25 protein-coding genes and 1 other annotated feature are annotated in these 25,904 nt (G+C 34.3%); of the genes, 6 read left to right on the forward strand and 19 right to left on the reverse strand.

Annotated elements, in window-relative coordinates; all coding sequences use genetic code 11:
- Nucleotides 1-195: 195 nt before the first annotated feature.
- The 8 genes from rpsD to mnmA all read right to left on the reverse strand — a co-directional run bounded on the left by rpsD (nt 196) and on the right by mnmA (nt 8,942).
- Nucleotides 196-807 (reverse strand): 30S ribosomal protein S4, encoded by a 612-nt coding sequence (gene rpsD / locus Q9317_RS10390; RefSeq protein WP_003100498.1) that lies wholly within the window; start codon nt 805-807, stop codon nt 196-198.
- 238 nt (nt 808-1,045) lie between these two features.
- Nucleotides 1,046-1,324, reverse strand: a complete 279-nt coding sequence (locus Q9317_RS10395) for a Veg family protein (RefSeq protein WP_003100499.1) — start codon at nt 1,322-1,324, stop codon at nt 1,046-1,048.
- A gap of 15 nt (nt 1,325-1,339) precedes the next feature.
- Nucleotides 1,340-2,698 carry a replicative DNA helicase gene (dnaB, locus tag Q9317_RS10400; protein WP_003100500.1) on the reverse strand — a complete coding sequence of 453 codons (1,359 nt, stop codon included), beginning with the start codon at nt 2,696-2,698 and terminating at the stop codon, nt 1,340-1,342.
- 30 nt (nt 2,699-2,728) lie between these two features.
- Nucleotides 2,729-3,181, reverse strand: a complete 453-nt coding sequence (rplI, locus tag Q9317_RS10405) for a 50S ribosomal protein L9 (RefSeq protein WP_003100501.1) — start codon at nt 3,179-3,181, stop codon at nt 2,729-2,731.
- On the reverse strand, nt 3,181-5,154 hold the full coding sequence (locus Q9317_RS10410; RefSeq protein ID WP_121791556.1) for a DHH family phosphoesterase: 1,974 nt from the start codon (nt 5,152-5,154) through the stop codon (nt 3,181-3,183). The genes rplI and Q9317_RS10410 overlap by 1 nt, the downstream gene beginning before the upstream one ends.
- Before the next feature lie 90 nt (nt 5,155-5,244).
- The gene (gene mnmG / locus Q9317_RS10415; protein WP_003100505.1) at nt 5,245-7,143 is read right to left on the reverse strand and encodes a tRNA uridine-5-carboxymethylaminomethyl(34) synthesis enzyme MnmG; all 1,899 of its coding nucleotides are present in this window, start codon (nt 7,141-7,143) and stop codon (nt 5,245-5,247) included.
- A gap of 24 nt (nt 7,144-7,167) precedes the next feature.
- Nucleotides 7,168-7,626, reverse strand: a complete 459-nt coding sequence (locus tag Q9317_RS10420; RefSeq protein WP_003100506.1) for an NUDIX hydrolase — start codon at nt 7,624-7,626, stop codon at nt 7,168-7,170.
- Between the two features lie 194 nt (nt 7,627-7,820).
- Nucleotides 7,821-8,942, reverse strand: coding sequence for a tRNA 2-thiouridine(34) synthase MnmA (gene mnmA / locus Q9317_RS10425; RefSeq protein ID WP_003100508.1), 1,122 nt, complete (start codon nt 8,940-8,942; stop codon nt 7,821-7,823).
- Nucleotides 8,943-9,148: 206 nt separating this feature from the next.
- On the opposite strand from mnmA, the gene sdaAB reads away from it, so the two are divergent.
- From sdaAB to Q9317_RS10440, 3 genes are read left to right on the forward strand one after another with little or no spacing between them, the layout of a single operon-like run.
- Nucleotides 9,149-9,820 (forward strand): L-serine ammonia-lyase, iron-sulfur-dependent subunit beta, encoded by a 672-nt coding sequence (sdaAB, locus tag Q9317_RS10430; RefSeq protein ID WP_003100509.1) that lies wholly within the window; start codon nt 9,149-9,151, stop codon nt 9,818-9,820.
- 11 nt (nt 9,821-9,831) lie between these two features.
- A complete protein-coding gene (gene sdaAA / locus Q9317_RS10435; RefSeq protein ID WP_003100511.1) occupies nt 9,832-10,704 on the forward strand; it encodes an L-serine ammonia-lyase, iron-sulfur-dependent, subunit alpha in 873 nt (290 codons plus the stop codon).
- Nucleotides 10,705-10,714: 10 nt separating this feature from the next.
- The gene (locus Q9317_RS10440; RefSeq protein WP_003100512.1) at nt 10,715-11,362 is read left to right on the forward strand and encodes an HAD hydrolase-like protein; all 648 of its coding nucleotides are present in this window, start codon (nt 10,715-10,717) and stop codon (nt 11,360-11,362) included.
- Between the two features lie 111 nt (nt 11,363-11,473).
- Here the strand turns inward: Q9317_RS10440 and Q9317_RS10445 are convergent, their stop codons facing one another.
- From Q9317_RS10445 to yfmF, 8 genes are all read right to left on the reverse strand, one after another.
- Nucleotides 11,474-12,091, reverse strand: coding sequence for a transglycosylase SLT domain-containing protein (locus tag Q9317_RS10445; protein ID WP_305981558.1), 618 nt, complete (start codon nt 12,089-12,091; stop codon nt 11,474-11,476).
- 133 nt (nt 12,092-12,224) lie between these two features.
- Nucleotides 12,225-13,031, reverse strand: a complete 807-nt coding sequence (locus Q9317_RS10450) for an energy-coupling factor transporter transmembrane component T family protein (RefSeq protein WP_003100515.1) — start codon at nt 13,029-13,031, stop codon at nt 12,225-12,227.
- Nucleotides 13,024-13,866: an energy-coupling factor transporter ATPase gene (locus Q9317_RS10455; RefSeq protein WP_003100516.1), complete on the reverse strand. Its 843-nt coding sequence runs from the start codon at nt 13,864-13,866 to the stop codon at nt 13,024-13,026. The genes Q9317_RS10450 and Q9317_RS10455 overlap by 8 nt, the downstream gene beginning before the upstream one ends.
- Nucleotides 13,842-14,681 (reverse strand): energy-coupling factor ABC transporter ATP-binding protein, encoded by an 840-nt coding sequence (locus Q9317_RS10460; protein ID WP_031239148.1) that lies wholly within the window; start codon nt 14,679-14,681, stop codon nt 13,842-13,844. The genes Q9317_RS10455 and Q9317_RS10460 overlap by 25 nt, the downstream gene beginning before the upstream one ends.
- A 2-nt stretch (nt 14,682-14,683) precedes the next feature.
- The gene (gene pgsA / locus Q9317_RS10465) at nt 14,684-15,226 is read right to left on the reverse strand and encodes a CDP-diacylglycerol--glycerol-3-phosphate 3-phosphatidyltransferase (RefSeq protein ID WP_003100520.1); all 543 of its coding nucleotides are present in this window, start codon (nt 15,224-15,226) and stop codon (nt 14,684-14,686) included.
- Nucleotides 15,226-16,323, reverse strand: coding sequence for a helix-turn-helix domain-containing protein (locus Q9317_RS10470; protein WP_121791557.1), 1,098 nt, complete (start codon nt 16,321-16,323; stop codon nt 15,226-15,228). The genes pgsA and Q9317_RS10470 overlap by 1 nt, the downstream gene beginning before the upstream one ends.
- Before the next feature lie 49 nt (nt 16,324-16,372).
- Nucleotides 16,373-17,656 (reverse strand): EF-P 5-aminopentanol modification-associated protein YfmH, encoded by a 1,284-nt coding sequence (gene yfmH / locus Q9317_RS10475; RefSeq protein ID WP_003100523.1) that lies wholly within the window; start codon nt 17,654-17,656, stop codon nt 16,373-16,375.
- Entirely contained in the window at nt 17,649-18,902 is a 1,254-nt protein-coding gene (gene yfmF, locus Q9317_RS10480; RefSeq protein ID WP_016356267.1) for an EF-P 5-aminopentanol modification-associated protein YfmF, read from the reverse strand. The genes yfmH and yfmF overlap by 8 nt, the downstream gene beginning before the upstream one ends.
- A gap of 239 nt (nt 18,903-19,141) precedes the next feature.
- Between yfmF and yaaA the strand changes: the two genes are divergently transcribed.
- Nucleotides 19,142-19,525, forward strand: coding sequence for a S4 domain-containing protein YaaA (gene yaaA / locus Q9317_RS10485; RefSeq protein ID WP_003100527.1), 384 nt, complete (start codon nt 19,142-19,144; stop codon nt 19,523-19,525).
- Nucleotides 19,526-19,527: 2 nt separating this feature from the next.
- Entirely contained in the window at nt 19,528-20,622 is a 1,095-nt protein-coding gene (gene recF / locus Q9317_RS10490) for a DNA replication/repair protein RecF (protein WP_003100528.1), read from the forward strand.
- Between the two features lie 159 nt (nt 20,623-20,781).
- Here the strand turns inward: recF and Q9317_RS10495 are convergent, their stop codons facing one another.
- From Q9317_RS10495 to trpS, 3 genes are all read right to left on the reverse strand, one after another.
- Nucleotides 20,782-21,648, reverse strand: a complete 867-nt coding sequence (locus Q9317_RS10495) for a GRP family sugar transporter (protein ID WP_003100529.1) — start codon at nt 21,646-21,648, stop codon at nt 20,782-20,784.
- A 176-nt stretch (nt 21,649-21,824) separates the two neighbouring features.
- Nucleotides 21,825-23,306, reverse strand: coding sequence for an IMP dehydrogenase (gene guaB, locus Q9317_RS10500; protein WP_003100530.1), 1,482 nt, complete (start codon nt 23,304-23,306; stop codon nt 21,825-21,827).
- Nucleotides 23,307-23,559: 253 nt separating this feature from the next.
- Nucleotides 23,560-24,582: a tryptophan--tRNA ligase gene (trpS, locus tag Q9317_RS10505; protein WP_003100531.1), complete on the reverse strand. Its 1,023-nt coding sequence runs from the start codon at nt 24,580-24,582 to the stop codon at nt 23,560-23,562.
- 45 nt (nt 24,583-24,627) lie between these two features.
- Nucleotides 24,628-24,862 (reverse strand) — a binding site (T-box leader).
- A 118-nt stretch (nt 24,863-24,980) separates the two neighbouring features.
- Between trpS and Q9317_RS10510 the strand changes: the two genes are divergently transcribed.
- Complete coding sequence (locus Q9317_RS10510) at nt 24,981-25,853, forward strand: YitT family protein (protein WP_003100532.1); 873 nt, start codon at nt 24,981-24,983, stop codon at nt 25,851-25,853.
- The last annotated feature ends 51 nt before the right edge of the window (nt 25,854-25,904 follow it).

A 25,904-nucleotide genomic window follows, 5' to 3' on the forward strand; every position in this document is an offset into this window, starting at 1 on the left:
TTTTAATCTTAGATATAATATGATTATCTAACACAATCTTATCACTATCATAAAATTACAGCAATAACACTATCAAGCAATTAAATATAAAGGTACTATTTACACTGGCGACATTATTTCTCTCTAAGTGAACCTTTTAAAATAGAATACAAAAAAAGCCTATTAAATAGGCTTTTAAAGTGTTTAATGTAAGAATTAAAGCATTTTGTTGTAGAATTCAACGACAAGTGCTTCGTTGATTTCTGGGTTGATTTCATCACGTTCTGGAAGACGAGTTAATGAACCTTCAAGTTTTTCAGCATCAAATGATACGAAAGCTGGACGTCCAAGAGTAGCTTCAACAGCTTCAAGGATTGCAGGAACTTTAACTGATTTTTCGCGAACTGAGATTACTTGACCAACTTCAACGCGGTATGATGGAATATCAACACGTTTTCCGTCAACAAGGATATGACCATGGTTAACGAATTGACGAGCTTGACGACGTGTAGTTGCAAGACCTAAACGGTAAACAACGTTGTCAAGACGACGTTCTAAAAGAACCATAAAGTTGAAACCAAGAGTTCCTTCTTTAACTTTAGTAGCTTGTACGAACAAGTTACGGAATTGTTTTTCACCTAAACCGTATGAGAAACGAAGTTTTTGTTTCTCAGCAAGTTGTAAACCGTATTCAGAAAGTTTGCTACGGTTGTTAGGACCGTGTTGACCAGGTACGTAGTTACGGCGAGCCAATTCTTTACCTGTGCCTGTAAGTGATAAACCTAGGCGACGTGATTGTTTCCATGATGGACCAGTATAACGTGACATATTAAATGTCCTCCTCTAAAATAATTGAGGAAATAACCGTTTGAAAAATCCTGATTCGTGCAGGGGGTTTTCGCCTAAACAGCAAAGGTTACTTAATCTAAGTTAACCACCTGTTGACGAGCTTCATATTTTTCTGCTGCTATTTCACACAAAGACTATTATAGCATTATTATTTAATAATGTAAATAATAATTACTATCAAATAAAAAACAAAGAAACAAAATTGTTTCTCTGATTTTTAATCTTGATTTAGATATCTTATCAATGTTTTTTCAGTTAGAATATCTGAGTATGTATAAGATTCAACATATGAATTACTAATTGCTCCTGGCTGATCAGAATGATCATTATACTCGATAATAAATAAGGATGGGTAAACCTCAATAAGGCGACCTATCTTATTTTTTTCACGTTTTCGGCCATTTTCTAATGTTAATTCTACCAGTTGACCTTCATGGGATTTGATATCCTCTTTAATTTTTTTCATTTTTGCTACGTCTGCAAATGCATCACTCATCTTTTTCTCCTTTTATCACTCTTCAAATTGAGCTATACTTGAGAATTTGTTGTATTCCTTTTGGAACATTAACTTAACTGTTCCACGTGCTCCAGAACGGTTTTTTTCAAGTATGACTTCTATCGTATTATCTTCTATTGCTTCTTCTGCTTCTTCGCCTTCTTTTCGATAGTAATCATCTCGATAAAGAAATGCTACGATATCAGCATCTTGTTCAATTGACCCAGACTCACGAATATCTGATAAAACAGGGCGTTTGTCTTGTCTTTGTTCCACACCACGGGATAACTGACTCAATGCAATAACTGGAACTTTCAATTCCTTAGCTAAAATTTTCAATTGCCTTGAAATATCAGAAACTTCTTGTTGCCTATTCTCAGGTTTTGTTCCTGTAATCAGCTGTAAATAGTCAATGACAATTAAACCTAAACCATTGTCAACTTCTTGAGACAACTTGCGGGCTCTCGAACGAATTTCAGTAATTTTAATACCTGGGGTGTCATCAATATAGATGGGTGCTTCTGCTAAGGCACCCTGAGCAATCGTAACATTGTTCCAATCCTGCTCTGTTAACTGACCAGTTCTCAAACTATGAGAATCGACCATCCCTTCTGCAGCAAGCATCCTGTCAACCAAACTCTCAGCTCCCATTTCAAGTGAGAAAATAGCAACAGCTCTTTTTTGTTTAGTTCCAACATTTTGAGCGATATTCAAAACAAATGCCGTTTTTCCGACCGCAGGTCGAGCAGCTAAAATAATCAATTGATCTGGGTGTAAACCTGTTGTAACCTTATCAAGATCCCTAAAGCCAGTGGGTAAACCTGTAACATCTGACGTTTGTTTAGAACGAGCCTCCAAACTCTCATAATTGACTTTTAAAACATCTGAAATCTTACGAAAACCACTACGGTTACTATGTTCGTTGATTTCAATTAAAGCTTTCTCTGCACCTGCAATGATGTCATCTGATTCAGAGGCACCTTCATAAGCTAGATTTACAGTCTCTGTCAACCTGGAAATAATATCACGCAACATTGCTTTTTCAGCCACAATTTTTGCATAATATTCAGCATTGGCACTTGTTGGTACACTGTTTACTAATTCAACAATATAAGCCAAACCACCAATATTTTGCAGATCACCTTGGTCGTCAAGAATGGTTCTTACAGTAGTCGCATCAATTGCATCATTGCGATCACTTAGTGTAATCATTGCCCGAAAAATAATTTTATGAGAATACTTATAAAAATCGTCTGGACTGATAAATTCTCGAACCGTAATCAGCTTATCAGGCGAAATAAATATCGATCCTAAAACAGATTGCTCTGCCAATAAATCCTGAGGTTGAACCCTTAACTCTGGTGCTTCAGACAATTTTTACACCTCCATTTCTTAACATATTAATTAGGCTTCTTCAATTTTTAATTTAATTTCTGCTTTAACTTCTTTATGTAATTTTACTGGAACTTCAATCAAACCAATTGCACGAATAGGATGGTCTAAAATAATATGTCTCTTATCCACTACAATATTGTATTGTTTTTTTAATTCTTCAGAAATTTTCTTAGCTGTTATTGAGCCAAAAGTACGTCCATCTGGACCAACTTTTTCGGTAAAGGTAACTAAGGTTTTTTCATCTTCTAAAGAAAGTTTAGTTGCTTTAGCATCTGCTAAAATTTCCGCTTGTGCTTTTTCTTCAGCCTTTTGTTTTCCTTTTAATTCACCAATTGCTTGATTATTTGCTTCCTTAGCAAGATTTTTCTTCAAAAGAAAGTTTTGAGCGTAACCTGTTGGTACCTCTTTCACTTCACCTTTTTTACCTTTGCCTTTAACATCTTGTAAAAATATTACTTTCATTAATCCACCTCATTTGCTTCTTTTAATGTTGTTTCAATAGTTTCAATCAACATGGTTTTCACCTGATTAAAATCTTCCCCTTCAATCTGACATGCTGCCTGATTAAAGTGACCTCCTCCACCAAGTTTTTCCATAATCCTTTGAACATTAATTTTACTTCGACTACGGGCTGAAACCACAATTTTGTTTTGTCTTGTTTTTACTACAGCAAAACTAGCTTCTGTCCCTGCCATTGATAACATTGTATCAGCAGCCTTACTTGCAATAACATTAGTATAGGAAGAGCCATCTACTCCTGTTGCAACAATCACACTGTCTAAAATGCGCTCTCCTCGGAGAATAATCTCATTGATTTTCTTATACTCATCAAAATCTGTCGCTGCAATTTGTTGAATTTCAACACTATCACTTCCTTTATTACGTAAGTAACTTGCTACGTCAAAGGTACGACTAGTCACGCGTGTTGAAAAATTTTTAGTGTCTAGCATAATTCCAGCCATCAGAATACTGGCTTGAATCTTACTAAGTCTTTTCTTATCATTTTGAAACTGAATAAGCTCAGTTACTAATTCAGCAGCACTACTTGCACCACTTTCGATAAAGGTTAAGACAGCATTTTCTGGGAAATCATCATCACGTCGATGATGATCAACAATAATGACATCTGTGAAAAGATTGTAGAAGTCTTGTGACAAAGTCAAGCTTGTTTTAGAATGATCAACCATGACTAATAAAGATTGTGGCGTTACAAGTCTCATTGCTTGATTGACACTAATAAAACGAGTTTTCCCGTCGGCTTGTAGCCGTTCAAGTGCTCGTTCAATATCTGCTCCTAAATCTTCTGGATCGTAAACAGCAAAACTATTTTCAATAATATTACTTGCAAAAAATTGCATTCCAACAGCTGAACCTAAAGCATCCATATCAAGTTTTCGATGTCCCATGACAAAGACATTGTCAACCGTTTTGATACGGTCTGAGATTGCTGTCATCATTGCTCTTGTTCGAGTTCTTGAACGTTTTACAGTCGAAACTGATCCACCTCCAAAATAAATTGGCATTTTACTGTCATCATTTTCACGAATAACAATTTGGTCACCCCCACGAACAAGTGCAATATTGAGATTTTCCAGTGCAACTTGTCCAATTTCATTGTGGTTGTTTTGCCCAAAAGAAATCCCCATACTTAGCGTTAAGCGCAATTGCTTTTCAGAAGCTTCTTTTCGGAAAACTTCAAGGATGGCAAATTTATCATCCATTAACTCTTTTAAATTATGGTAATCTGTAAAGAAGTAGTAACGATCCATGTTGACACGCCTGTAAAAAATGTGTCGTTTTTCCATGAAATCTGCAATAAAATTTGCCACAAAACTGTTAATCTTAGAAATATCTGCATCCGTTAAATTATCCGTTATTTCATCATAATTATCAATTGAAATAACACCAACAACAGGGCGTAACATGCTAGCATCTATGGTCTGTCTATTTCCAATAAAGGCATCAAAGAAATAAAAAATTCCTGATGTATCGTCAAGATAAGATGTATAGCGATTTCCCAAGACTTCAAAAGTTTGAGAAATATTACCTTTACGCTTTTCAATTAGAATATCTCTGATAAGTGCATCTTCTAACACTCCAGCTTCATTAGTAAATATTAATTCTGCATATGGATTATACCATTCAACCGTATTGGTTTCAGTATCAAATTGAATAACACCAACTGGCATTTTATCTAAAAGTGTCTTTAGATTACCCTCAGTTTTTTCATTCAATAATTCAATATGGTCCATACCAGATAGTTCATAAACCTCTTTTTGATACCAGAGAAGGGCAATTACAAATAAAAGTACAAGAAAAATAGCTGATATAATCAACGTTTTTGATTGCATGATACTAACACATAGAGCTAGTAACCCAAATAAAATTAAACCCATCATTATTAAATGAATGGTTTCAAAACGAAATCTTTTCATCCTTTAACCTCTTAAGCAATAATTATACCATAAAACAGCCCTGAAATACAGAGCTGTGTGAGTCTATAGAGGTTACAATTTCATGACTGATTATGACCTGCGACGAGCCTTGCCATTACCTTCAAGATAAACCATCAAAATTGAGATATCTGCAGGATTTACCCCTGAAATTCGGCTGGCTTGCCCAATGGTTTCTGGTTGAATTTTCTTAAATTTTTGTCTCGCTTCCGTCGCAATGGAGTCAATAGCATCCCAATCAATCGTTTTTGGAATGCGTTTTTCTTCCATTCGCTTCATTTTAGCTACTTGATCAAGAGCCTTATTGATATATCCTTCATACTTAATTTCTGTTTCCAACAATTCAATCACCTTTGAATCAAGGTTTTCTGCTGCAGGTCCCACAAATGAAATTGCTGTTTTATAATCAATTTCTGGGCGACGCATAAATTCTTTAGCCGTCATTGCATCAGTTAATGCTTTAAACCCAAGAGATTGCACACGCTCATTTGTCTCTTTAACAGGTTTTAATTTGATACTATCAAGACGTTTTAATTCATTTTCAAATTGATTTTTCTTAATTTGGAACAGCTGCCAACGATCATCCTCAACTAAGCCAATTTCACGACCAATTTCGGTCAGCCTCATATCAGCATTATCATGTCGTAAAATAAGTCTGTATTCTGCACGTGATGTTAACAAACGATATGGTTCTAAAGTTCCTTTTGTTACCAAATCATCAATCATAACACCAATGTAAGCATCGCTACGATCTAAAATAAGTTCTGGTTTTTCTTGAACCTTTAAAGCAGCATTAATACCAGCAATAAGCCCCTGACCTGCGGCTTCTTCATAGCCCGAAGTACCATTCGTTTGACCTGCTGTAAAGAGTCCTGAAATCATTTTTGTTTCCAGAGTTGCACGTAATTGATGTGGCAAAACAATATCGTATTCGATAGCATAGCCTGTACGCATCATCTCAGCATTTTCCAAACCTTTAATAGAGTGAAGTAACTCTTTTTGAACATCCTCGGGTAAACTTGTTGATAAGCCTTGAACGTAAACCTCTTCAGTATTGCGACCTTCTGGTTCTAAAAACAATTGATGTCTTTCTTTATCAGCAAAGCGAACAATCTTGTCCTCAATTGATGGACAATAACGAGGACCAACTCCTTTTACAATACCAGAAAACATCGGAGCTCTATAAAGATTCTTGTTAATAATGTCATGACTCTCATGATTCGTGTAAGTTAACCAACAAGGAACCTGATCTTGTAAATAATCGTCGTCTTTAGACATGTATGAAAAATGATTAGGTCTCTCGTCTCCCGGCTGAATCTCAGTTTCATCATAGTTAATTGACGATGCCTTTACACGAGGCGGGGTTCCAGTTTTAAAACGCCCAATTTCTAAACCATGTTTTTTTAGATTATCTGCCAACGTAATAGATGCTAAACTATTATTTGGCCCCGCCGAATACTTCAATTCCCCTAAAATGATCTCACCGCGAAGAGCCGTTCCAGTTGTAATAACGACTGCTTTTGATGAAAATTTTTGCCCTGTAGCTGTTAACACACCAACAACTTTACCATCTTCTATCAAAACATCATCTATCATTGCTTGGCGTAAAGTCAAGTTTTCTTGTTTTTCAACAGTATGCTTCATTTCCTGAGCATAAAGTGACTTGTCAGCTTGAGCACGCAAGGCTCTAACAGCTGGCCCCTTACCTGTATTAAGCATTTTCATCTGGATATAGGTTTTATCAATATTTTTGCCCATTTCCCCACCAAGAGCGTCGATCTCACGAACAACAATTCCCTTAGCAGAACCTCCAATTGAAGGATTACATGGCATAAAAGCAAGCATATCCATATTAATCGTTGCAAGTAAGGTTTTACAGCCCATACGACTTGCAGCTAAACTTGCTTCAACTCCAGCATGCCCAGCTCCAACAACGATAACATCGTAAGCCTCAGTGAAATTATGAATCATTCTCTTCTTCCTCTTTTTTATATCTTATTTATTAACAATATGAACAAGATGACCTGGCCAATTGAGAATTCCTGTTTGTAAACATTCAGGCACGAGATTAATCTTAGTCAACTGATCCAAATCAACCCACTCACAAGCCTGCAATCTTCCATTTTCAACCATTTCGAGTCTTGGTTCGGACAAAAGTTTTACAAAATAATGAAATTCAATATTATGCCAAAATTGCTGTCCCGAACAGAAATGGTTCTCAATAACAAATGCAAGTTCACCAACTTCAATTTCAGCTCCAATTTCCTCAAACGTTTCACGTGAAACAGTATCTATAGTCTTTTCACCAATTAAGCTAGCACCACCAATTGTATAATAACATTCCCTGTCATCTTTTGTAAGAAGAATCTGATTATTTTTTATTATCAATGCACTAGCTCTTAAGCTAAAAGTTTGGTTATTTTGAGTGTGTCTAAAATCTCCTGATAATACCATTAAAAACCTCATTAATCATCGAAAAAATAGCCAAAACTCTCGAAAATTGCAAGTCAAAAAGACCTACAATTTCCATGAGCTTTGACCATCATCGTTATTGTTGTATTCATTTTATCAAATAGTGATTTTTTGTCAATGAAGAACTTCTAAATCATTGTCAATTTTTTTACAAACTTGTAAACATGCCTGTAAACTTAGATATACTGACAGGCTTTTCCGTCCTTATAAGCCATATCTATCATACCACCACCCAAACATTCATCACCGTCATAAAAAACAACTGCTTGACCTGGTGTTATTGCTCGCTGTGGTTCCGCAAAAATAACTTCTGCCTTATCCCCTTTAACTTTTACTGTTACAGCAGAATCTGGTTGACGATAACGGAATTTAGCTGTACATTCAAGTGTAAACTCTTCCGGAGTCTCAGTTGTAAAGTGAATGACAGATGCATCAAGGCTTGTTGACATTAACGATTCATGGTAAAAACCCTGTCCGACATACAAAATGTTTTGAGATAAATCCTTACCAACAACAAACCATGGTTGATTGTCCCCACCATGTTGACCACCAATCCCAAGGCCACCCCGCTGACCAATAGTGTAATACATTAATCCAGCATGTTCACCCATATCACGACCATCAACAGTCATCATGCGACCTTTTTGTGCCGGTAAATATTGGCTTAAAAATTGTTTAAAATTCTTTTCACCAATAAAACAAATACCTGTTGAATCTTTTTTCTTTGCAGTAGCTAATCCAGCTTCCTCAGCAATTTTTCTAACTTCAGATTTCTCTAGGTGTCCTAGAGGAAATAAGGTTTTTTGTAACTGCTCTTGTGATAATTGACTTAAAAAATAAGTTTGATCTTTCCCATTATCAACGCCTCTTAGCATGTGAACTGTTCCATTCTGATCACGTTTAACCTGAGCATAATGTCCAGTAGCTACATAATCTGCGCCTAATGTCATAGCATAATCTAAAAAGGCTTTAAATTTAATTTCTTTATTGCACATAACATCTGGATTGGGCGTTCTCCCAGCTCTATACTCAGCCAAGAAATATTCAAAAACCCTGTCCCAATATTCTTTTTCGAAATTAACCGAATAGTAAGGAATACCAATTTGATCAGCTACTGCTGCAACATCCTTATAATCTTCTGTAGCCGTACAGACACCAAATTCATCTGTATCATCCCAATTCTTCATAAAGACGCCAACCACATCGTAACCTTGCTCTTTTAACAAAAGAGCTGTTACAGATGAATCAACACCTCCACTCATTCCGACGACAACACGTGTCTTTGAGTTATCTTTCATAAAATTCTCCCATCTTTCGTTTAACGTACGATTTGAAGGTCGTCGTTTTCAAAAGTCGATTTGAAGGTCGATTTTGAAGCGCTAATTACGCAAAGACTATTATAACAGTAATTGATACTATTTCCAAGATTTCTACTTGATTAAATATAGAAATTATTTTTCATTCTGATATAATGAAGTTAAAGTATAAAGATATCGGAGTTCATATGAAAACACAAAAATTTCAATCCGTTTTTGATATTATAGGACCAGTTATGATTGGCCCATCAAGTAGTCATACTGCTGGCGCTGTCAGAATTGGAAAGGTTGTTCATTCTATCTTTGGTCAAATCCCAGATCAAGTAACCTTTCATCTTTATAATTCATTTGCCAAGACCTACCAAGGACACGGAACTGATAAAGCTTTAGTAGCTGGTATTATGGGAATGGACACTGACAATCCTGAAATCAAAAATTCCTTAGAGATTGCTCACCAAAAAGGAATAAAAATCTATTGGGAAATTTTAAAGGATAGTAATGCTCCACATCCAAACACTGTCAAGATTACAGTCAAGAAGGAAGATAAAGTAATGAGTATTACTGGAGTTTCTATTGGTGGAGGAAATATTCAAGTAACAGAACTTAATGGTTTTTCAGTCTCCCTATCAATGAATACACCAACCATTATTATTGTACATCAAGATATCCCAGGCATGATTGCTAAAGTAACAGATATCCTTTCAGAATACAATATCAATATTGCTCAAATGAACGTTACTCGTGAATGTGCTGGTGAAAAAGCTATCATGATTATTGAAGTTGACAGCAGAGATTGTCAAGAAGCTGTCAATCGGATTGAGAGCATCCCTCACTTATTCAACGTCAACTTCTTTGACTAGAAAGAGAATTTATGTTTTTTACAATTGAAGAACTTGTCAAACAAGCCCATGACAATTACAATGATAATGTAGCTGAGTTGATGATTGCAACTGAAATCGAAATGACTGGTAGAACACGTGAAGAAATTATTTCTATAATGCAACGTAATTTACAGGTTATGAAAGAATCAGTTGTCAATGGACTAAGCCCTTCAAAATCTATCAGTGGACTCACCGGTGGTGATGCTTTAAAAATGGATAATTATATAAAAACTGGTAAGACATTAGCAGATAAAACAATTTTAACTGCCGTTCGAAATGCAATGGCTGTTAACGAATTAAATGCAAAAATGGGCTTAGTATGCGCAACACCAACTGCTGGAAGTGCCGGCTGTTTACCATCCGTTTTAGCAACAGCCATTGATAAATTACAATTGAAAGAAGAAGACCAAATTGACTTTCTCTTTACAGCAGGAGCCTTTGGTTTAGTAATAGGAAATAACGCTTCTATTTCTGGTGCTGAGGGAGGCTGTCAAGCTGAAGTTGGCTCTGCATCAGCAATGAGTGCTGCTGCACTTGTAAAGGCTGCTGGAGGAACTGCATATCAAGCTAGCCAAGCTGTCGCCTTTGTCATTAAAAATATGTTAGGATTGATTTGTGATCCAGTTGCTGGTCTAGTTGAAGTTCCCTGTGTCAAAAGAAATGCCCTAGGCTCAAGTTTTGCAATTGTAGCAGCTGATATGGCCCTTGCTGGAATCAAATCACAAATTCCAGTTGACGAAGTTATTGATGCAATGTATCAAGTTGGTTCTGCTCTTCCAACAGCTTTTCGTGAAACTGCTGAAGGTGGATTAGCAGCAACACCGACTGGACGTCAATATAGTAAAGATATATTCGGAGAATAATACAAGAATCATGTCAATTTCAAGTAAACATATCCTATTTGATTTAGATGGAACACTTGTTAATTCAAGTGAAGGAATCATTAATGCTTTTACTTATTCATTTTCTAAAATGAACACTGAAATTCCTGACAAACATTTATTAGCAAGCTTTATTGGACCACCCCTTGAAACAAGTTTGAAGACATTTTTTCCCAATGAAGAAAAACTCGACGAAGCCATTCATCACTTCAGGACTTTTTACAAGACCATTGGTGTTAGACAAACACATCTATATCCTGATATAATAGACCTTCTTCAAAAGTTACGGAATTTAGACCTATCACTTTATGTCACAACAAGTAAATATGAACCAATGGCTATTAGAATGCTTAAAGAACTTGGAATTGACAAGTACTTTGACAACATTTATGGAGCAACAGCAACTAGGTTTCATAAAAGTGACCTTATTAAAGATTGTTTAATTGACAATACTATTCCCTTATCTGATGCTCTTATTGTCGGAGATACAAAATTCGATATCATTGGATCAAATGAAGTTGGAATTAAAAGTATTGGTGTCACTTGGGGATTTGGAACTGCTGAAGAGCTACTGCTTAATAAAGCAGATGCCATCATTAGCCATCCATTTGAACTTGTAAATCTATTAAATGAACGATAAAAAAAGAGTAGGATTTTTTTGAAAAGAACCTCCTTATATAAACAGTATAGTACTTTTTTACTGTCCATTATAAGGGGGTCTTTTCATTTTCCTACTCTTTTTTTAACAATATTAGTAACCCCAAGCAGATAAACCTTGGGCATTGTATGCTTTAACAGCTGCATTTACTTGATCTTGAACAGTTGCTGTTGAACCCCAACCTGGCATGGTTTGGAATAATCCAGATGATCCTGAAGCATTCGCAACATTTGGATTACCATTGGATTCACGAGCAATGATTGCTTCCCAAGTCGACTGTGGGACACCTGTTACTGCAGCCATTTGAGCTGCTGCTTCACTACCAATTGCACCAGCAGTGTTCCCATTTGATGGGTATGCAGGTGATGCATAATGTTGAACAGCTACTTGTTGTTGTACTGGTTGAGCAGCTACCACATGTTCTTCAGTTACAACAGCTGCTTCATTTACAACCGTTTCTTCAGGAACTTGTGGCTTTGGATCATTTGCATGTGTTAACTTCGTCTCAACCTTTGATGAGTCTAAAGATGCTGAACTTTGTTCTTTTGAACTCACAACTTTTTTTACGATTTTCGAATCAGATTTCTTAGCGTATGTCTCTGTATTTACGTTTTTACTTGAAAAAGCAAAAACAAGAGCCAATAAAGAAACGGCAAAGGCTAGAACCCCAAAACTAATATAGCGTTTCTTAAACAATTCATTTGTAAACATAAATATACCTCTTTTTTCTCCAGATACCATCTTAACCTAAGAATATTACCTAGCTATAGAAAATATATTAAAAATATTACAGAGATATTTATTTTTTGAGATTTTACTCAAAATCGAAGAGAAAATACCACATTTAGTTTGAAATTGGTGTTTTTAAATAAAATAACACAATACCTAGTATAAGAATACTCATTACTGCAAGACTATCTTTTATTGTCCATTTTAATAATCTGTATTTGCTTCTGCCTTCTCCACCCTGGTATCCTCTTGATTCCATAGCAATAGCTAATGCATCTGCACGTTTAAAACTAGAAGCAAAAAGTGGAATTAATATTGGGATAATTGATTTAACTTTTTGAATCAAACTTCCCTCTCCAAAATCGACACCTCTGGCCTTTTGAGCATTCATTATTCTTGTTGTATCATCCATCAAAGTTGGCACAAAGCGTAAACTTAATGACAACATCAATCCTATCTCATGTGCAGGAACTTTTAATGGTGTTAAGGGTTGTAATAAAGACTCTACAGCATCTGATAAACTTAGAGGAGTAGTTGTCAAGGTTAGTAAAGTTGAAAAGAAAATAATCAGTAAAAAACGCATAAAAATCAGTAAAGCCTGATTGACACCGTGACTACTAATTGTGATAACACCAAATTGAAAAATCAGATGTCCACCTTGAGTGAAAAACATTTGGAAAAATGTTGTAAATAAAATAATGCCAATCATCGGTTTTAAACCATTAATAAAAAAAGATAGCTTCACTTTAGATAACATAACAACTAATAAGGTAAAGGTCAGCATAATAAGATTTGTAATAAAATTATTTGCCCAAAAAATAATAATAATATAACAAATCATTGCCACTAATTTACTTCTTGGATCTAACCGGTGGATGATTGAATTTCCTGGAATATATCGACCTAAGATAAGGTTATCCATGTTTTATCACCTCTTTTAACTCTTCTAATGTCGTTGGTAAGAAGTCAATCTTTAAACCCATCTCAACCAAATTTTGTGCAAATTGGGTTACTTTTGGAACACCTAGTTGTTTTTGATTAAGAAAAGCAATCTTTTGGAAAATATCCTTAGGATAGCCAGATAAGATAACTTCCCCAGCTTCAAGAACGTAGACAAAATCAGCGTAGTCAGCAACATCATCCATTAAATGAGTTACTAGAACAATTGTCATTCCTGAAGTGTGTAAGTCCTTAAAAAGGCTCATTAAATCGCGTCGGCCTTTAGGATCTAAGCCAGCAGTTGGCTCATCCAACACTAAGACATCAGGTTGCATGGCTAAAATACCTGCAATAGCAACACGACGCATCTGTCCACCAGATAATTCAAAAGGATTTTTTAAAAATAAGTCTTCTGGTATGCCAACAAGCATCAATTTTTCTCTTGCAATCTCTTCAGCTTCTTTTTTTGAAATACCAAAATTCTGTGGACCAAAAGCAACATCTTTTAAAACGGTCTCCTCAAAAAGCTGACTCTCTGGAAATTGAAACACCAAACCAACTTTTTTACGAATCGGCTTAATGTCTTTATTTTTTGAATGACAAGTAATTTTTTGCTTTTCAACTGTAACAGTTCCAGAGGTTGGAAGGTGTAAACCATTTAACAATTGCATAATTGTTGATTTTCCTGAACCTGTATGGCCAATGAAAGCAGTGTAAGAATTGTCTTTAATATCTAAATCAACGTCAAAAAGGGCACGCCCTTCAAAAGGTGTCCCTGATTGATAAGTATAACTTACATCTTGGAAATTAATTGCCATAATTGATTTTCTAGTTCCTTTTCTGTCAAATAGTCACTCTCAAACGTGTAGCCTTCTTCTTTTAGCATCTTAACTACCGTACTAGTGAAAGGAATATCCAATCCTAAATTTAGTAACTGATCACCACGCGCAAATAAGGCTTTAGGTGATGAACTTGATTCCACACGACCATTTTTCATTACAAGGACTCTATCACTTAAAGCAACTTCATCCAAGTCATGCGTGATTGAAATAACTGTTAAATCATATTCCTTTCGAATATCTTTAATGGTTTGAATAAGGTTAAGTCTACCTTTAGGATCCAGCATACTAGTTGCTTCATCTAAAATAATGATTAACGGTCTTAGAGCTATCGCGCCTGCAATAGCAACACGTTGTTTTTGCCCACCTGATAAACGAGCTGGTTCGCGCTCTTTAAAAGCAGACATTCCCACCATTTTAAGAGCTTGGTTAACACGTTCTTCCATAATGTCATTTGGTATGCCTTTATTTTCAAGTCCAAATGCAACATCATCTTCAACAGTCGCTCCAACAAACTGATTATCAGGATTTTGAAAGACCATTCCTATTTTTTGTCGAATCTCCCAAATGTTTTGTTCGCAAAGTATATCACCGTCAATCATAATACTACCAGATTCAGCCTCTAATAGTCCATTTAAAAGACGAACAGTCGTTGATTTTCCTGAACCATTATGACCAATAATAGATAGCCATTCTCCACGTTTCACGTGAAACGAGACATCGTCTAAAGTGTAGTTTTCTTGATCCTCATGGTACTTAAAATTTACATGTTTTACATCAATAATTATCGACATCATTATTTGAAGGTATCTTTAAAAAGAAAACCTGCTCCTTTAAAATAATCGTAACCTGAATAAATTGTAAAGAAAAGAGCAACATAGAGCAAGATATTTCCTAATAGCATCCAATGACACAATAAGAAGATTACAGAAAACATTTGAGTTGCTGTTTTTATTTTTCCAGGCATAGCTGCTGCAAGTATTTCACCACCTGATTCAACTAAAAGTAGTCGGAGACCTGTCACTGCAAGTTCACGGCAAATAATAATAGCCGAAACCCATGCTGGTGCTAAATTTAAACCAACAAGCATAATAAATGCAGACATAACAAGCATTTTATCTGCTAGTGGATCTGCAAATTTACCAAAATTGGTAACAACATGCCATTTTCTAGCTAAATAGCCATCTAGATAGTCCGTAAGGCTTGCTACAGCAAAGATAAGTGCAGCTGCAATATGCCAACTTCTTTCTTGAGAAAAAGAAGTTATCATTAAGAATATTGGAATCATAATGATCCTTAGCATAGTTAATAAATTGGGAATATTTTCTTTTTTTGTCATTATTCTGCCTTATTGTTAAATTGTAAAGCGATGTAACTTACATTAGTTGTTGGCAAGTTTGTTAAATCAACTTCTTGTCCGTCAATTTTTAATGTAACACCTTGTGCAAGACCAAGTGTTAGTAAAGACTCAGTTACTTCAGCTGGGAATGTTGCTGTATAACTTGGAGAATCAACTGTTAAAGTCGTTCCAGCATCAGCAATTTCTGAATTTGTTAAAGATATCCAAGCACTCTCAGCATCTTTTAAAGTTACAGTAACTTCAACGGTTGCATGAGCTTTCTCAACTGTTGCTAAAAGATAATTATCTTGAACTTCTGTTTTAATCTTAGACTTTGGTTCAGAAGATGACGATGATGATTTTTTAGACTGATCTAAGAAAGTAGATTTAACATCATCAACATGCTTCGTTTCTTTTGAAAACTGTTGCCAAACAGTAAAGAAGATAAAGACAACAATAGCCATAGCAATCAGACAAAGTAAGATAACAGAAAGGAAAGATTTCGATTTAGAATCCTCCTCCTTATATCGACTTGAGCGGGATTTATCAAGATCTTCTTTAAAATCCATCTCATTTTTTTGCCTTACACTAGAAGGTCTAGTACTTGTTTCAACTGGAGACTTTTCAGCCACTTTAGAAAGTGTTTTATGCTCTTCAGTTAACAAATCTTTTTTTTCTGGCTTCTGATCAATCAATGCCTGTAATTGCATTTTTTGGGCAATTCTTTTTTCCAAATCACTAGCAACATTTGATACTTTAATTGGTGGAACAACAATTGTATTATTTTGTTTTTGTTTTTGTTGACTAAGTTTTTCTTCAACAATCTGCGTTACACTAAGTTCATCTGTTTGACTTTCTCTCTGACTCATCTGTTCATTGTAATGTTCTTTCAATAAATAAAAATCCAATAAAACAATATCAGCATACTGCTTCAAGAAAAGACCAAGTTTATTCGCAGGAATAATTTTAAATTGGTCTAATTCCATAGCTAACAGATAGTGAGAGGAAATGCCTGTTTTACTCTCTATTTCATCCAGAGTAATTTTTTTGCTAACACGGGCCTCTCTTAATAATTCACCTAGACTTTTGTCTCTCATTCGGGTACCTCAAAACTAAAATATTACCTCCATTATAACAGATTTTCACTTATTTGGGAAAGACCGTAAAATCTGAAATATCAGCAGTTCCAAAAAACTCTTGGCCAATTTCTAAAATTCTCTCTAATGTCATCGTATCAATAAGATCTGGCACATCATAAAAATTTTCATTATCAGAAAGAAATAAGTTAAACTGATTCATTAAGTGATCAATCGAATCTAAACCTTGCATAAAATCACCAAACATTTCTCGTTTCAAAATAGACAGGTGTCCATTATTAATATCTTTTGATTTAAGAAAATGAGCAATCTTTTTGCGAACACGACTTGACATTGCAATTGGTTCACTGGTATCCATAGAAATCAAAATAAATGAGAAGTCATGCTGAATTTCAATTTCAATGTCAAAAGAATCATCAATTTTACTGTCATTATACCAATCTTGATAAGTTTTAGACGTCCATCCCATCAACATAGCCAATAAGAATTTCAGAGCAATTTTATACTCCATCAGTGATTTTTCAGAACTCAATTTTTGCCCACGATAGCCTACAACTAATTTAGGTGTCACAATATCCATAGCAATAGAATTAGACCTTATCACTGGATTATAGTCAAGTGCTTGCAATTCAAAACGCGATAGTCGATTTACCCTAATCGATTTTTGCCCTTCAATAATACCATCAAGAACTTCCTGAGGATCTAAATCACCAGAAATAATTAATGTCATATTAGCAGGATAATAAAACTGACGATAATGCCTTTGTAACAGAGCACAATCAATCTCTGAAATAGAATCTTTAGTACCAACTATATCTTTTGATAAACTCGAATTTGGAAAAAGGTTTTGCAAAATCCCAATATAGGATTGATAATCAGGGTCATCGGAATACATGTCAATTTCTTGAGAAATAATTTTTTTCTCTCTATTGATAGATTCCTCTGTAAAATGAGCAGTCATAACCAATTCTTGTAGCAATGTTAAACTTTCCATAAATCGACTAGTCCCTGAAAAGTAATAAGATGTTTTATCAAAAGTTGTAAACGCATTGACATCCGCACCTAAATCAGTAAATTTAAGAGACAAATCTTGCCCAGAATCTCCTTCAAATAATTTATGCTCTAAAAAATGCGCTAAGCCTTCTGGAGCTTCTACCAAACGTTTTCTAGATGTAAATCGATTGTAAATAGATCCAAAATTAACTGTCAACATCGCAGATTTTTCTGCAAACATTTTTTTAGGAAGAATAACTAACTTCATTCCATTTTTCAACTGACTGTAAAATAATTTTTCAGAAATCCTAGGGTATTCAATTTGATTTAATTTACTCATTAATTGTCCCCTCTAAAAAGAATAAGGTCTGTAATTTCAATTGATTTGCAACAGTAACAATATCTTTTTTTCTAATTTTATTAATATTTTTTATCCAATCCGCCATAGAAAAGGTTTCATCAATATACTTTCTTGTAAACTCTCTGTCAATGATAACTTTACAATTATCTTCAGATTGTATTAACTGACTTCTAATCATCGATTTAGTTTTCTCAATAAGACTACTTGAAAACCTCCCCATCTTGATGTCATTAATTTCTTTGATAATCAATTGTAAGGCTTTTGTACGATCTTTTTGTTCAATTCCAGCATAGATAGCAAGCATTCCAGTATAAACGTCAAGACGACTTCCAATTGAGTAAGCTAGTCCCTCATCTTCTCGAATTTTAGTAAATAAAGTTGAATGTGAAAAAGAACCAATCATACCATTAAGGATGATTAAAGCAAAATAATCACTTTCTCCAAAGTTAACTGGACAGTAATAGGCCAATTCTAACACAGATTGATTGATATCTTTTTGTTCAATAGATTCCTTGACCACGTTGACATAATCTTGACGGTAGAAAAAATGCAATGTTTTTTGACGAGCTGTAAATGGAAACTGATGAAGTAATTGCACAACACGATAGTCATCAAACTCCCCTACAATATAGATATCAATTTGATCTTCCATTATCATCTTATGAAATTCTTGATAACTCGTATAAGCTGTTTCTTTCTGAACAGACTCTGAACTGCCATACTTTGAGTCTTGTAAATTAAGATCTGTAAAAAACAGTTTTCTGGTTTGTAAAGAACTGTAATAAAAAGAATCTTCACGATCAGCCTCTAAATAATTGATTAAGTTATTTTTCTCAATTTCAAAAACTTTTGGTTGGTATTGAGCAACTGATAGAAGTGGTGAAAAAAGTACTCCTTTTAAAAATAACAAAACTTCCTCAAGAACACTTTCAGCTGTAAAGGTATATTGATCTTGAACAAAGGTAATATCAATATCAACAAAATGAACCAAGCCTTTAGTTGACACATTAGTTGACAATGTTGCTCCATAAAGTTCTGCTAATCGATGACGAAATTTTTGAGCCGTAGGGTAAACTTCATTTGCTGTCGCAAGCATTTGTGCAACTAAGACGCGCTTTGCAACTGATTTTTGACTTAAGTCCCCTAAAAAACGTGCTGTAATATGATTGGTTTTAAATTTTTTTGTTTTTATTAAATGTAGTTGAACACCATCAACAATTTTCATAATCTATCCTTTAAACTTATATGATTCCTTAAATTATACCATTTTTATACCTTTTTACCCATTGACAACGGTTATTAATAGCATTTTCTAAGAAATATTCAGCTGAAAAATACTTTTTAGCAGCATGAGCTACTCAAAAGTGATTGCTAAAAGCTGATAAATTAACTTGTCAGTAATCCTATATTTCAGAATGTTTTTATTTATGCTATAATTACTTGAATTGTAAATGGGAGAAAAAAATGGAATACAAATTATTTACTGAATTTATTACCCTTCAAGCACTTTTAAAAGAGCAAGGAATTATTCAAAGCGGTGGAGCAATTAAATCTTTTCTAGAAAACAATCTCGTTTTATTTAACGGAGAAGAAGAGAAACGTAGAGGCAAAAAAATCAGGATTGGAGACGCAATTAGTATTCCGGAAATGGATATTACTATTAAGATTATCCAACCTAGTCAAATTGAAATTGAAGAACACCAACAAGATTTAGCTGAAAAAGAACGAGTTGCACAATTAGTAAAAAAACTAAATCAAAACAATAAGAAAAAAGCTAAAAAAAATACCATTATGTCTAAAAATAATACAAAAAAAGAAAAGAAACCTGTTCGTTTTCCTGGAATATAACTATGTGGATTGAAGAACTGCACCTCAAACATTACAGGAATTATCACGACATTTCTGCCACATTCTCACCTAGCCTCAATATTTTTATTGGCAATAACGCTCAAGGGAAAACAAATTTCCTAGAAGCAATTTATTTTCTTGCCCTAACGAGAAGTCACAGAACACGAACTGACAAAGAACTCATTCAATTTAATCAAGTTGACTTTAGACTCACAGGTAAAATAAAACGGCTGAATGGTTCTGCCCAACTTGACATTAGTCTAACAGATAAAGGAAGAATTACAAAAATTAATTCTCTCAAACAAGCTAAGTTATCCGATTATATTGGTACCATGATGGTTGTTCTTTTTGCACCAGAAGATTTACAATTGGTTAAAGGCTCCCCTAGTTTACGACGTAAATTTATTGATATTGATTTAGGACAAATCAAGCCTATTTATTTATCTGATTTATCACAATACAACCATGTATTAAAGCAACGAAATGCCTATTTAAAAGCAAACAGTTCTATTGATAGTCACTTTATAGCTGTTTTAGATGAACAATTAGCACATTATGGTAGTCGTGTTATTGAGCAACGTCTTGATTTTATTCAACAACTTAATCAAGAAGCTTGTAAACACCATCAAGCAATCTCAAACAATTTGGAGCAACTAAATATGACTTATCAATCATCAATAACCTTTGATGACCAAACAGATATTAAGAGTCATTTTGTTAAAGCATTGGAAAAAAATAGAGATCGTGATATTTATCGAAAAAATACAAGTGTTGGACCCCATAGAGATGATATAACATTTTTTATTAATGATATGGATGCTAATTTTGCTAGCCAAGGACAACACCGTAGTTTAATTTTATCATTAAAAATGGCTGAAGTAAGCCTAATGAAAAATCTAACAGGTGATAATCCAATTCTCTTACTAGATGATGTTATGAGTGAACTTGATAACACCCGTCAAACCAGATTGTTGGAAACAGTTATCAAAGAAAATGTGCAAACTTTTATCACAACAACAAGTTTAAATCATTTATCTGATTTACCTGATAATATAAAAACATTTACTGTAACTCAAGGGAGCATAAAAACAGACTAAGTAGTCTGCTTCAAAGCTTATCAATCATATTTAGAGATTAACTAAACTATAAAGAAAAACTCTTAAAAACACTGTTATATCAGTTTTTTACTTATCTAAGAAGAAAATTGTCCAAAATGGATGTTTTCTTCAATCTAATCAGATTAAATAGTCTGCTTTTTATGCTTTAACGAAACCTAACAAAATAGCTCCAATTACAAAGCATGAAATCCCAATAATTACCCATTTCATTTCTTTCTTTGTTTTAGTCTCTCCAAGAAATAAAATACCACCAATAATTGAAATAATAGCTCCAAGTTGTGAAAAACTAAAAGCAATTGCTAGCCCCGCTTTTGCTGCAGCTTGAAGCATAAAAATATTACCAATGCCCCAAAGTATTCCAACTAAACTATTTTTTATGACTAAAGTATCAAAACTTAGTTTGAAGGACATAAATAGTGCGGCACCAAATACCATACCAAATGCCATAGGAAGTAGAACTGATAGAAAATCAAATTTCATAATATTATTAAATAAAACAACATATGAAACATAACCAATGGTTGAATAGGTTAACGATTGAAAACCTTTAGTATACTCAGATAATTGGTGTTTTTCTTCCTGTAAGTGGTTATCTTTCTTACTTGAAAAATAAAAACCAATAATTAATAACATTAATGCTAAAGAACCAAAGATAAATTGAAATGGTCGTGTCCATTCATGAAATGCAAAAACACCTACTAAACTTCCCAAAACAAGCTGTGATCCACTGGACAAAGGGTTTGCAACAGAAACACCCATGTATTTCATAGCATAAAACTGGCCAGTCTGACCTACAGACCATAAGAATCCACCAAGAAAACCAAAAATCCATAAGGTCATTGACATCTCAGGTCTTACAACAGACCAAACAACTGTAGCAAAAAGCAAAGACCCAAGTGTCATCCCAAATGTTTGTTGACTAGGGCTTCCTCCTATCTTGTTACTAACAAATCCAATGCTTCCCCATGCAAACATAGGTACTAAAGCAAGTAATATACCTTCCAAAATTTCTCCTTTACATCAAATTGACAACAAATTTACATTTAAGTAAAGATGTTGTCAATGTTATTTTATATATCTGGGAAATATATTATATCAAAAACTCACAAATAAACAAGATAAGTTTACAAAAAAGTAGTTCTATTAGTCAATAGAACTACTTTTTTTATATGTCATGATGATTATTTAACAGAATAGTTTGGTGCCTCATTTGTAATCTGAACATCATGAGGATGACTTTCAATTAGACCTGCACCTGACATTTCAACGAATTGAGCATTATCGTGAAGTTCTTGAAGATTTGCAGCACCAACATAACCCATACCTGATTTGATTCCTCCAAGCATTTGGAAAACAATATCAGAAGCAGCACCTTTATAAGCAACACGTCCTTCAATACCTTCTGGTACAAGTTTATTAGCTTCATTAACTGCACCTTGGAAATAACGGTCACTTGACCCTTTTTTCATTGCTGCAATTGAACCCATACCGCGGTAGGTTTTAAATTTACGTCCTTGGAAAATCTCTGTTTCACCAGGAGCTTCATCTGTACCTGCAAACATTGAACCAAGCATAACAGCATTACCACCAGCTGCAAGAGCCTTGACAATATCACCTGAATACTTGATACCACCATCAGCAATGATTGTTTTACCATATTCACGAGCAACTGCAGCTGCATCATAAATTGCCGTTACTTGAGGAACACCAACACCTGCTACAACACGTGTTGTACAGATTGAACCTGGACCAATACCAACTTTAACAACATCAACACCTGCATCATAAAGTGCACGCGCACCTTCTGCAGTAGCAATATTACCGGCAATTAATGTTTTATCTGGGAAATGTGCACGAATTTCAGCAATTTTTCTAAGAACCCCTGCCGAATGACCATGTGCAGTATCAATAACAATTGCATCTGCACCAGCCTCAAATAAAGCCTCTGCACGATCAAAAGTATCTGAAGTAACCCCAACTGCAGCTGCAACTAATAAACGACCAAAGTTATCTTTTGCAGCATTTGGAAACTCGATAACTTTTTCAATATCTTTAATAGTAATAAGACCTGATAAACGACCATTATTATCAACTAAAGGTAATTTTTCAATACGATGCTCATGAAGAATACGCTCAGCTGTTTCTAAATCTGTACCAACTTCAGCAGTAACTAATTTTTCACTTGTCATATGTTCTGAAATTAAAGAATCATAATTCGAAATGAAACGCATATCACGATTGGTAATAATTCCTACTAATTTACGATTTGCAAGAGTTTCTACAATTGGCACACCACTAATGCGGTAACGTTGCATTAATTCTTCTGCCTCAGAAACTTTATGATCTGGCGTCAAGAAGAATGGGTCAATGATAACACCATTTTCTGAACGTTTTACCTTACGAACTTCCTCAGCTTGTTCAAGGATAGACATATTTTTATGAATAACACCAAGTCCACCAGCACGCGCAATTGCAATAGCCATTTTGCTATCAGTTACAGTGTCCATTGCAGCTGTCATAATAGGAATATTTAATGTTAAATTTTTTGCCAACTTCGTTTGCATGTTAACTTCATTCGGAAGAACTTGACTTTCTGCTGGAATGAGCAAAACATCATCAAAGGTGTACCCTTTTTTCAAAAATTTAGTGTCCCAATTTGACATTAAAATAATCCTCTTTTCTTTGGTATCAAGGGAAATATCCCTGCCATTTTTTTATTGTTACTATCATATCATGCCATAGACATTTGTCAACAAATTATATTCAATTTTTTCAAGAAGAATTTAATAACTCACTTTTTATTTTATTACTTACTTTTAATACAAAAAAACTCTTTTTTCCAGTAAACTAGAAAAAAGAGGATATTTTAACGAGGTCTATTTTGACCTTTCATTTTCTTAAATTACCAGCCTAGTGTTAGAAGTAGTTGATTCCCATGGCACTTTTAACTTCTGATAGGGTTTGTGCTGCAACAGCTTGCGCTTTTTGACTGCCTTTTTCAAGCATATTAAACACTTCACCCATATCATTAGCATATTCTAGACGACGTTGACGGATTGGTTCTAGTTCACGTTCCAAAATATCCAATAAATAACGTTTTGTTTTAACATCCCCTAAGCCACCATTTTGATAATGTTCTTTCATTTCTTGAATGGTCTTTTGATCTTCATCTCTACCGAAAATATCAAGATAATGGAAAACCATATTGCCTTCAATTTGGCCTGGATCTTCTACACGAATATGATTAGGATCTGTATACATACTCATCACTTTCTTACGAACGGTATCGGCATCATCACAAAGATAAATACCATTTCCTAAAGATTTTGACATTTTTGCATTCCCATCAAGTCCTGGAAGACGACCAGCTGCCTCGTTACTTGGGTAGATACCTTCTGGCTCAACTAAAACATCTGTCTTATAGGTGTGATTAAAGCTTCTTACAATTTCTCGTGTTTGTTCAATCATTGGTTTTTGATCATTTCCAACGGGAACAAGGTTAGCTTTAAAAGCTGTAATATCAGCTGCTTGAGATATGGGATAAACCAAGAATCCTGACGGAATACTCTCTCCAAATCCTTTTTGAGCAATTTCTGATTTTACTGTAGGATTACGTTCTAAACGAGCTAATGATACAAGATTCATATAATACATTGTCAATTCTGCTAATTCTGGAATTTGACTCTGAATAAAAATAGTTGATTGATTAGGCTCAAGTCCTACAGATAAATAGTCCAAAGCAACATTACCGATAGACTCTTTAATTAAGGCAGATTCCTTTGCATGGTCAGTCAATGCTTGTTGATCAGCAAGAAAAACAAACATATTATAATGGTTTTCATTTTGAAGAAGAACCCTATTTTTTAAACTACCAACATAATGGCCTAGATGGAGTTTTCCTGTTGGTCTATCACCTGTTAAAATAATTGGTTTTGTCATTTTTTATCTCCTTTTTTACATTAAAAAACTCACACGTCGTCGACATGTGAGGGCGTCATTACTTGTGAATACGCGGTACCACCTCAATTAACATTAATCATTAATGTTATCTCATCTTTTCCAAAAGAAAAAGTGCACGATAAGGGGTGCCAAACCTGAAAGATATGGGTTACTTTCATGAAATAATTAGTCCATTCATTCTTTAATGTTACTAACTCTCAGCATCCGTTAGCTCTCTATAAACACATAAAAAATTACTCTTCTAATTTAGCATCATTTTATGAAATTTTACTTTATTTGTCAAGTTTATCAGTATTTTATGAAATAATACTTGACTCTAGGACTCCATATAAGAGATAATAATTTCTAATCAGTTGGGATTTAAGGAGATAAAGGAAATGAAAGATAAAGTAGTAGCTTTTTTAAATGTAACCATTGGATCATTTATCACAGCTATTGGTTTCAATACAATGTTGGTTCATAATAATATTGCTTCTGGAGGAATGGTTGGGATTTCTGTTGTTATGAAGCAACTATTTGGTATTAGTCCCTCACTCTTTCTGATGCTAAGTAATATTCCTTTATTGTTATTGTGTTACTTCTTTTTAGGAAAACAAACCTTTATTAAAACACTCTATGGTTCATGGATTTATCCTATTGCAATTCGATTAACCAATCAATTTCCAACACTGACACATAATCAATTTTTAGCTGCAATTTTTGGCGGAATTATTGTTGGAATTGGTCTAGGTATGGTTTTCTGGGGCAATTCATCAACAGGAGGAACTGGGATTTTGACACAAATTCTTCATAAATATTCGCCTTTAACACTTGGAATTGCTATGACAATTATAGATGGAATTAGTGTCTTAATGGGATTTTTTGCACTTTCTGCAGACGATGTCATGTATTCCATTATTGGTCTTTTTGTTATTGGATATGTTATTAGTATTATGGAAAATGGCTTTGATTCATCAAAAAATATTATGGTCATTTCAAGTGAATACCAAGCTATTAAAGAATATATTACAACTGTTACTAATCGTGGAGTTACTAAAATACCAATTCGTGGTGGCTATACAACATCCGATAAAATGATGTTAATGTCTGTAGTATCAGCATTTGAATTGCCAACACTTCAAGAAAAAATTCTCGAAATAGATGATACTGCATTTATTGTTGTTATGCCAGCTGCTGAAGTGATTGGTCGAGGCTTTAGTATTACAAAACATTATAAATTAGAAGACCAAGATGTCTTATTGCCAATGTAAGCAATTAATCCTCCTTTACGATTGATTAAAGGGGGATTTTTAGGTACAATG

It is taken from the genome of Streptococcus iniae, assembly GCF_030732225.1.
Taxonomy (GTDB): Bacteria; Bacillota; Bacilli; order Lactobacillales; family Streptococcaceae; genus Streptococcus; species Streptococcus iniae.